Here is a 9256-nt window from a genome sequence, read left to right as displayed (position 1 = left end):
CCATGAAGGCGCCGATCAGTGATGTTCCAGCCGTGCCGGACGTACACGCTCTGGCGCGGGTCCTCCATGTACCGGCAGCCCGTGGGACCGGTGACGGCGAGGAGCCCCGGCTGCCCGTCGGGGACGGGAGCCCCGTGCTCGTCCACGATCGCGGCCCGGTAACCGGGCACCGGGCGGCCGGTGGAGCCCGGCCGGATGTCCCCGTCGGCGGCCGAGAGGAAGACGTGGAGCATCTCGGTGGCGCCGATCCCGTCGATGAGGCGCAGCCCGGTGGCCTCGTGGAACTCGTGCCACACCGCGGCGGGCAGCGCTTCCCCGGCGGACACGCAGCGGCGCAGGCCCGCCAGCCGGTGGCCGGCCCCAGCCGCCAGGATCGCGCGGTAGGCCGTCGGCGCGGTGAAGAGCACGGTCGCCCCGTGTTCCGCGACGAGGTCGGCCAGCCGCTCCGGGGTCGCCTGCTCGACCAGCAGGGCGGCGGCGCCGGCGGAGAGGGGGAAGACGACCAGTCCGCCGAGCCCGAAGGTGAAGGCGAGCGGCGGCGTTCCGGTGAAGACGTCGTCGGGGCGGGGCCGCAGGACGTGCCGGGAGAAGGTGTCGGCCGTGGCGAGCACGTCGCGGTGGAAGTGCAGGGTGGCCTTGGGGCGGCCGGTGGTGCCGGAGGTGAAGGCGATCAGCGCCACGTCGTCGGCGGCCGTGGCCACGGTGGCGAACCGGCCGGTCTTGGCGGCGCAGCGCGCGGTCAGGTCCGCTGGTTCCGTACCCCCGTACGTGAGGACGGTCAGGCCGGGGAGGCGGGCCGCTTCGAGTTCCCCGGCGTAGCGGTGGTCGCAGACGGCGAGCGCGGGCCGGCTGATGTCGTGGAGGTCGGTGAGTTCCGCGGCGCGCAGCAGCGGCATGGTGGTGACGGCGACGCCGCCCGCCTTGAGGACCCCGAACCAGGCGGCCACCAGCCAGGGGTTGTTGGGGCCGCGCAGCAGCACGCGGTTGCCGGGGACCAGCCCGTGGTCCTCGGTGAGCACCTGGGCGACCTGGTTGGCGCGGAGCCGGAGTTCGCCGTAGGTCCAGCGTTCGGTGGGGGTGAGCAGGCAGGGGCGGTCGGGGCCCCGCTGCTCGACGGCGTCGTCCAGTAGCCGGCCGGCGCAGTTGAGCCGGTCCGGGTACTGCAACTCCGGCAGGTCGAAGTGGAGTTCGGGCCAGAGGGCGGTGGGCGGCAGCCGGTCCCGGCAGAAGGGATCGGTGTGCGCGGACGGGGACAGCTCCATGGGGCGGCACCTCGGTCGGGGAGCGGGAGGGGTCGGACTACGCGGGCGCTCGTCGCCATGGCCCGCCTGCACTACGACACCGGTGCCGGCACCGCCACCGGCACCGGCTCCGGCTCCGGGACCCGCGACGCCGGAATGCGCAGCCGGACGGACTTGCCGAACTGATCGACGACCAGCGCGAGTTCACCACCCAGGTCGGCTGCCAGCAGCTGTACGAGCAGCAGCCCGCGACCGCTCTCGGAGTCCGGGTCGATCGCCGCGGAAGGGGCGGGCAGCCGGGGCAGGGCGGCGCCCTGGTCGGCGACCTCCAGCCGGAGCCAGCCGCCGCCGCAGGCCAGGCCCACCCGCATCCGGCCGGTGCCCGCGTGCCGGACGACGTTGCCGACGAGCTCGCTCACGGCCAGCAGCAGGACGTCCGCCTCCTCGGCGGAGACGCACCAGCCCTTGAGCGCGGCACGCACCCTGGCCCTGACCCGGGGGACGGTCGCCGCGACCGGATCGGTGACCCAGTGGGTGAAGTTCCTGCTGCCGCCCCGGGAGGGGACGGCGGCTACGGGCCTGCCGGCTGCGGCGGTGGGCGAGGTGGCGGTGGTGAGCATGACGTGCTCCCGGAGGGGGAAGGGGCGACGCCCCCGCGGTGTGGCTCGTGTAACCGGTCCGGAAGTCGGACCGCCGCTGGGCTTGTAGTCAGCGGAAATGCGTCGCTAGAGTCTTGGTAACACGTGTAACACTTCGTCCCAGCACCGTAAGTCCGGCCGGGCGCTTCGCGCAAGGATTTCGGACAAAGCGCATAAAACCTGTGACGCACGTGGACCCGTCGGCCACCCTGGCCGCGCCGATTTGGAAGGGCCGCAATGACCCAAACTCCCCCGGCCGTGTTCGACACCTCCGACATGACCTGGCCGCCCCCGCCGTACCAGTCCCCCGTGCCTCCGGTGACCGGTCCGGACGGTGTCCGCCGCTTCGACGGCGTCACGTACGCGACCACGCCCGGCTACCGGCCCCGGCTGCTCGACGTGCAGGTGCCCGCCGGCGACGGGCCGTTCCCCGCGGTCGTGTGGATCCACGGCGGCGGCTGGCTGGAGGGCGACCGCCGCTACCCGCCGCCGACCGTGCCCGCCGCGCTGCTGCACGGGGCGGTGCTCGGGGCCGGACTCGCGCTGGTCTCCGTCGACTACCGGCACAGCCTCGAAGCCCCCTTCCCGGCGCAGCTGCACGACGTGAAGGCCGCGATCCGCTACGTCCGCGCGTTCGCCGACGTCCTGGGCATCGACCCGGACCGGATCGGCGTCTGGGGCGAGTCGGCGGGCGGTCACCTGGCCGCGCTCGCGGGCCTCGTCGGCCCCGGCAGCCCGGACGGCGCGGCGCTGGAGGGCACGGCCGGCGTCGGCTCCGGGGAGACGGGCGTCCTGGCCGTCGTCGACTGGTACGGCTGCTCCGATCTCGAAGCCCTGGCCGCCCACCCCATGCCGCCGATGCCCTCGGGCGTCGAGTTCCCCGACCCGTACGTCGCCCTGCTGGGCGGCACCGAAGCCGAGCGCCCGGCGCTGGCGCGGGTCGCCAGCCCGGTGACGTACGCGGGCGGCCCGCACCTGCCGCCGTTCCTGCTGGTGCACGGGACCCAGGACGGCCTGGTCCCCTACAGCCAGAGCGAGGCGCTCGCCGAGGCCCTGTGCAGCGGCGGGGGCGAGGTCACCCTGCGGCCGGTGGACGGCGCGGACCACATCTTCCTCGGCTCCCCGGACATCGCCCGGATCGTCACGGAGAGCGTCGGCTTCCTGGCCGGGCACCTCGGCGCGAGCGCCTGACCGCGCCCTCGGCTTCACCGCGCGGGGGCGCGGCCGCCTGCCGGGCGCCCGCGCCCCCCGCGTCCCCTCAGCACACGCACGGCCGCGAGAGGCAGCAATGAACCACGCCACCACCCCGCCCCACAGACCCGACGCACGCAACGCCCCCGACGCGCCCGGCGTACCCCGCACGCCCGCCAAGCCCGCCGCACCCGGGCCGCGTCACGGCGCCGGGGCCCCGCACGGTCCCGGCGTCCGCGTCGCCGTCCTCGGCGTCCTGCTCCTGGGGGCCGCCGCACTGTCGGGCCTCGTCGTCCGCTCGGACGTAGCCGATCCCCCGTTCCAGCGCATGGACGACCGCTGGCTGGCCTGGATGGGCGGCCCGCACGACGGCCCGTACGCCGTCCTCGCCGCGGCCCTGAACTGGTTCGGCGGCCCGCTCGGCGTCGTCGTCCCCCTCGCCCTGCTGGTCCTGCTGCTCGTGCGCGGGCGCCGGGTGTCCGCGGCCTTCCTCTTCTTCGTCTACGTCGGCGGCAACATGGCCGTCGTCCAGGGGCTGAAGCACCTGGTGGACCGGCCGCGCCCGGAGCACCCTCTGGTCCGCGTCGACCACGGGTCCTTCCCGTCCGGCCACGCGGCCACGGCGGCCCTGCTCGTCGTCCTCGTCGGAGCGCTGCTGGTCCCGGCGGCCCGCCGGCGGGCGTGGTGGCCGGCCGGCGCCGTCTTCACGCTGGCGATGATGTGGAGCCGTACGTGGCTGCACGCGCACTGGCTCAGCGACACCGTGGCCGGGGCAGCCGCCGGCGCGGGCGCGGGGCTGCTGGCGTGGTGGCTGTGCCGCGGCGCACTCGCCCGTGAACGGGTACGTGTCCACGACCGCCGGGGGGCGGCCGCGGGCGCCCCGCAACGCGCTGCCGTGTAGGGGGTGCGGCCGGGCCGGGGGCCGGGCGAAGCGGATGCTTCCCCGGCCCCTCAGGACGTCTGGCGCTCGACGAGCACGGCCTCGATGGCCGGCACGGGCGGGGCCGTGCCGGTCTCGACGAGCGCGTGCAGGGCGTCCGCGATCCGCGCCGCCGAAGGCAGGTCGAGCCGGACCGTGGTGAGCGCGGGCTGCTGGAGTGCGGCGAGGACGAGGTCGTCCGAGCCGACGAGGGCGACCTCGTCGGGGACGGTGATGCCCTCGGCCCGCAGCGCGTGCAGGAGCAGCGCGGCGTACTCGTCGTTGTAGGCGAAGACGGAGTCCAGGCCGAGGCCGCGCCAGCGGCGGGCGAGGGCGGTCGCGGACTCCTGCGTGTACGAGAGCTCGACCGGGGTCACGGTGGCCATGTGGCGGGCGGCGACCGACTCGGCGCCCGCGAGGCGGGGCCGGGCCAGCGTGCCGAGGCCTCGCTCGGTGGGCATGACCACGCCGATCCGGGTCCGGCCGCGGGCGATGAGGTGTTCGGCGGCGGTGGCGCCGATCCGGGCGTGGTCGAAACCGATGGTGAACACGCCCTCGACGGGGCGGGCCGCGAACGCGAGCAGGCCGCGCACCCCTGCGCGGCCGAGCAGCCGGGCCGCCTCGGCGGTGAAGCGGTCGCCGTCGAGGGCGACGACGGCCGCCGGGCGCAGTTCGGCCCAGGCCCGGGCGGCGTCGAGGGGGTCGGCGAAGCGGCCTGCGTGGAGTACGGCGGTGTAGCCGTGGCGGTCGAGCTCGCTGTGCAGGTCGTCGACCCAGTCGCTGACGAGCCGGCCGATGGCGGAGATCGACGCGGGCATCAGGACCAGGTTGCTGCGGCCGGCGCGCAGGGAGCGGGCGGCCGCGTGCGGTACGTAGCCGAGCTGTTCGGCGGCGTCGAGCACCCGGGCGCGGGTGGTGTCGCTGACCCGGTGGCCCTGGGTGTCGTTCAGCACGAAGGAGACCGTGGCGCGCGAGACCCCGGCGAGGCGGGCCACGTCGGCGCTGGTGATGGACGCGCGGACGTGTGTGTCTTTGGCCATGACGTCCCTCGACGCTCCTCTTGCCGCTCTTGCCGCTCTTGCGCGACCTGTCGGTCGTGCTCGGCTCCTGCTCTGCGCGCATCGGGGGCCGGTGCGCACCTCCTTTCAGGTTACACGAGTTAGGTGAGGGGCGGGGTGGCGGTGTGTGCGGACTCGTGGAGGCGCCTGGAGGTGCCCGCGAGGTCCCCCAGGGGTGCGATGACCGAGTCGAAGCGCATGGTGGTGCGCTGCGGTGCGTCGTACCGCTGCCAGGGCGGCAGGTCCGGATGGTTCGGGTCGCCGGTGCGGACGAAGGCGATCCAGGCCCGGTGCATGGCGTGGGCGAGGCCGTCGCGGACGGTCGGGGCGAGCCCGGTGAGGAAGGGGGCGTGCGACCACTGGTCGAAGTTGTCGAAGACGAAGGGGAGCTCGAGGCAGTGCGCGGCGCCGAGCCGGCCCTCGTACGCGGGCGTGGGCAGGTCGAACTGGTAGGCCCAGACGGGCCGGCCCGCCTCGGCCCGCTCCTCGGCCAGCCGCACGGCGGGGACGCGGAACAGCTCGTCGGTGATCAGGTCCATGAGCACGTCGGCCGGGCGGGCGCCGGGGCGGCTGGACTCGTACGCCGCGTACACACCGGGGGCGGCTTCGGCGCCGAAGGTCTCGGCGATCCGGTTCGTGACCTGCTCGCGGGTGGCGGCGGCGTACCCCTCGTCGAGCGCGAAGCCGAAGTTCGCCTCTTCGCGGGTCCAGCCGATCATCACGTCGATGTCGGCCGTCGCTCCGTGCAGGAGCGCCTGCGCCGGGTGCCGCGGGAGGGTGGTCCCGTCGATCACGGGCAGGAAGGGGGTGGGCCAGTAGCCCCAGCGCATCGTCTGCGCGAAGAGCCCTCCGCCCGCTCCGATCAGCGCGGGCCAGGGCAGGGCCCGCAGCTCGTCGGCGTTCTTGGCGCCGGCCAGCTCCAGGTAGGCGGCGGTGCGCTCCAGGTAGGTCTCCGGGTCGGGCAGGTCCAGGCCGAAGGGCGGGCTCTGCAGGATCACCCGCCGGATCAGGCCCTGCGCCTCGGGGTGCCCGGCGAGTGCGGCGGTGGACACCGCGCCGCCGGACTGGCCGGCGACGGTGATGCGGTCCGGGTCGCCGCCGAAGGCGGTGATGTTCTCGCGGACCCAGTGGAGGGCGGCCAGCTGGTCGGTGAGCCAGTGGTTGGCGGGGGGCGGGCTTCCGGGGGCGGGGCTGTCGTCGGCCTCGGGGCCGAGGTAGAGGTAACCCAGGGGGCCGATGCGGTAGTTGATGCTGACCACGACCAGGTCGCCGTCGCGCGCGAAGGTTTCGCCGGAGTAGCCGGGCAGCGAGCCCGAGCCGGAGACGAAACCGCCGCCGTGGATCCAGAGGAGCACCGGGCGGGGGACGCCGTCGGAGGCCGGGGCGGTGGCGGGGGCGGTGGCGGGGGTCCAGATGTTGAGGGTCAGGCAGTCCTCGTCGAAGGGGGGCGAGCCGTGGCCGCCGAGCACGGGGTCGCCGCCCTCCTGGTACATCTGCGGGGCGCTGGGGCCGTCGGCGGTGGCGTCGCGCACGCCGGGCCAGCCGGGGTGCGGCTGGGCGGGCCGCCAGCGCAGGTCTCCGACGGGCGGGGCGGCGTAGGGGACGGCGCGGAAGACGGCGAGGCCGTCCTCGACGGCGCCGCGGAGCCGGTGCCCTGCGGGCAGCTCGACCACCAGCCGGTCTCCGGTTGGGGGGTGAGCCTCGCTTGGGGGGTGAGCCTGGGCCATGAGGCGATCCTTCCTGGCTGGGCGCGGGGGTGCACGCCGACACGAGTCAGTATTGCGATTTTTTTGTTTCCGTCAATTTTCCGGAATATGGCTAGAGCCACAGGCTGTCCGAGGCCATGCGCTCGGCCTCCGTGCGCAGCAGTGGCTCGAAGGCCCGCCACAGGAGGAGGGCGGTCCCCACGCCGAGCAGGACTCCCGCGAAGGTGTCGGTGAGCCACTGGGCGTGCAGCCAGGTCCGGCTGGCCATCATGGCGAGGACGTACGCGACACCGGCCGGCCACCACCAGCGGCGCGCACGCGGCGGGAACACGACCACGGCGACCGCGATCACGAGGACGACGGCGCTGAACACCTGACCCGAGGGGTACGAGCCGTCGTTGACCAGGACCCCCGGGTGCGGCGGCCGCGGCCGGCCCGCGAGCGCCTTGAGGGGAAGGACCACCAGGACGTTGGCCCCGACGGCGGCGGCGAAGACGAAGAGGGCGGAGCGCCAGCGGCCGTAGACGCAGAGGCAGCCGACCAGCGCTAGCGGCAGCACCAGCCCGAACGGGCCGCCGAGGCGGTCCAGCACGATGGCCCAGGTGTCGCCGCCTCCGCCGGCGGAGGAGGCGTTCACGGAGGCGGCCCAGTTGTCGTCCAGGTCCTGGAAGACGGGGCGGGGGGTGGTGCGGAGCCATAGCGCCACGAGGAGCGAGGTGAGGAGGAGGGCGAGGCCGGAGGCGAGCGCGTGGCGGGGCGGAGGGGCCGGGAGGGAATGCCGGGGTGTCGGCGGCATGGCGAGCCTTTCGGGGCGCCCCGGGGCGGGGGCGGCGGGGATGGGGACGGACGGGGGGCGGGGCGGATGGCGAAGCGGGGCCCGGGCCGGGCCCCGGCGGGGCTGGGCAGGACCGGGGCCCCGGGCCGGGGCGGGGCCCGTGCCGGGGCGGGGCCCGTGCGGAGACAGGGACTGTGCGGGGTGCGGAGCAGGGACGGAGGTGCTCTAGCGGGGCAGGGCGGGGGCGGATGGCGAAGCGGGGGCCGAGCGGGGGCGGGGGCCGCCGGTGCGGGGCCCGTGCGGAGACAGGGACTGTGCGGGGTGCGGAGCTGGGACGGAGGTGCTCTAGCGGGGGCAGGGCGGGCAGGTGGTGGGGCGGGGGTGGGAGCAGATGCCGGATTGGGTGCGGGGAGGGGTGGGAGCGGGGGAAAGGTTGACAGGTGCTGGGCGGGAGATGGAGCAGCGCGGGGGCAGGTGCGGGAGCGGGTGGTGTGGGACGGTCACGAGCAACTCGGCCGCCCCGCGCGGCCTGGGGTCGGACAGTCCCAGCCGCGCCGACTGGCCCCGGGCGGCCTGGGGTGACCGGGCTGCCCGGCCCTGGCGCAGCCACCCCGGGGTGGCCGGGGGCACCGGGCCGACTGGTCCTGGCGCGGCCACCCGGGATAAACGGGGGCACCGGGCCGAGTGGCCCCCCGGCGGCCAACCCCGGGGTAACCGGGGCTCCGGGGCGACTGGTCCTGGCTCAGCCACCCGGGGTAGCCGGGGCGCCGGGCCGACTGGCCCCGGAGCGGCATCCCGGGTAGCCGGGGGTACGCCGGGCCGACTGGCCCCTGACGGAAGCACCCCGGGGTAACCGGGAGCGCCGGGCCGACCGGTCCCGGCTCGGGCGCCCGGGGTAGCCGGGAGCGCTGGGCCGACGGGTCCCCGCGCGGCCGCCCGGGGTAACCGGGGGCACCGGGCCGACCGGTCCCGGCACGGCCGCCCGGGGTAGCCGGGGGCACCGGGCCGACGGGTCCCGGCACGGCCGCCCGGGGTGGGCCGGGGGCACCGGGCCGACCGGTCCCGGCACGGCCGCCCGGGGTGGGCCGGGGGCGACGGACTGTCCGGTCCTCCGCTCGGCCGCCCGGGGGTAACCGGGAGCACCGGGCCGACCGGTCCCCGGCTCGGGTGCCCGGGGGGCCGGGGGCGACGGGCTGACCGCTACCCCCGCTCGGCCGCCCGGGGGTAACCGGGGGCGACGGGCTGATCGGTCTCCCGGATCGGGCGCCGGGGGCGCCGGGGTCGGGCGCGCGCCGGGGCACCTCCTCGGGCGCCGAACGTGGCAAGGGGTCGGACAGTGATGCGGTACAGCGTTCGGCGCCCTGCGGGGGCGCCCCGGCACACACCCGACCCCGGCGGTGTTCCGCTTCGATCGCGCGGCCTCGCCACCCCAGCCTCGTCAGTGCCTGGGGGTGCAGGGCCAGGCTCCGCACCCCGCAACCTCGTTGGCGATTGAGGCGCGAGGTGCGGGGCCGAGCCCCGGCCCTCAGCCTCGCCGGCGAGGCGCGGGGCCCGGCCCCGACCCTTCGGCCTCGTCGGCGGGTGAGGCCGGGGGGCGGTGCGGCACGGAGTATGGCTGATGCGTGACGGTCGCCACAAGGGCAAGACGGTTTTCTGGCATTCAGTGGCCGGGAAGTGTGGTTACACGTCATCGCACCGCTGGTCACGATCTGCGCAAGGAGCCGCCGC

The 9256-nt window shown here is 76.0% G+C and carries 7 protein-coding genes; 2 read left to right on the top strand and 5 right to left on the bottom strand.

Annotation, left to right across the window (positions count from 1 at the left end):
* Both ACFTXQ_RS12665 and ACFTXQ_RS12660 read right to left on the bottom strand, forming a co-directional pair.
* On the bottom strand, positions 1-1262 hold a 1262-nt coding region (locus ACFTXQ_RS12665; protein WP_382639272.1), incomplete at its 3' end, for an AMP-binding protein.
* A 71-nt stretch (positions 1263-1333) separates the two neighbouring features.
* A complete protein-coding gene (locus ACFTXQ_RS12660) occupies positions 1334-1861 on the bottom strand; it encodes an ATP-binding protein (RefSeq protein WP_382639269.1) in 528 nt (175 codons plus the stop codon).
* A 255-nt stretch (positions 1862-2116) separates the two neighbouring features.
* Between ACFTXQ_RS12660 and ACFTXQ_RS12655 the strand changes: the two genes are divergently transcribed.
* Together ACFTXQ_RS12655 and ACFTXQ_RS12650 are read left to right on the top strand one after the other, a co-directional pair.
* Positions 2117-3070 carry an alpha/beta hydrolase fold domain-containing protein gene (locus ACFTXQ_RS12655; protein ID WP_382639267.1) on the top strand — a complete coding sequence of 318 codons (954 nt, stop codon included), beginning with the start codon at positions 2117-2119 and terminating at the stop codon, positions 3068-3070.
* A 97-nt stretch (positions 3071-3167) separates the two neighbouring features.
* Positions 3168-3971 carry a phosphatase PAP2 family protein gene (locus ACFTXQ_RS12650; protein ID WP_382639265.1) on the top strand — a complete coding sequence of 268 codons (804 nt, stop codon included), beginning with the start codon at positions 3168-3170 and terminating at the stop codon, positions 3969-3971.
* 50 nt (positions 3972-4021) lie between these two features.
* Here ACFTXQ_RS12650 and ACFTXQ_RS12645 read toward each other — a convergent pair whose 3' ends face one another.
* The 3 genes from ACFTXQ_RS12645 to ACFTXQ_RS12635 form a co-directional block, all read right to left on the bottom strand.
* A complete protein-coding gene (locus ACFTXQ_RS12645) occupies positions 4022-5029 on the bottom strand; it encodes a LacI family DNA-binding transcriptional regulator (protein ID WP_382639262.1) in 1008 nt (335 codons plus the stop codon).
* A 119-nt stretch (positions 5030-5148) separates the two neighbouring features.
* Positions 5149-6720 (bottom strand): carboxylesterase/lipase family protein, encoded by a 1572-nt coding sequence (locus tag ACFTXQ_RS12640; protein ID WP_382639259.1) that lies wholly within the window; start codon positions 6718-6720, stop codon positions 5149-5151.
* Positions 6721-6865: 145 nt separating this feature from the next.
* Positions 6866-7549, bottom strand: a complete 684-nt coding sequence (locus tag ACFTXQ_RS12635) for a phosphatase PAP2 family protein (RefSeq protein ID WP_382639256.1) — start codon at positions 7547-7549, stop codon at positions 6866-6868.
* Between the last annotated feature and the right edge of the window lie 1707 nt (positions 7550-9256).

The sequence above is a fragment of the Streptomyces sp. NPDC057010 genome, from assembly GCF_042673805.1.
Classification (GTDB): domain Bacteria; phylum Actinomycetota; class Actinomycetes; order Streptomycetales; family Streptomycetaceae; genus Streptomyces.
The sequence above is the reverse complement of the archived record's forward strand: the minus strand, read 5'-3'. Positions and strand labels throughout refer to the sequence as shown.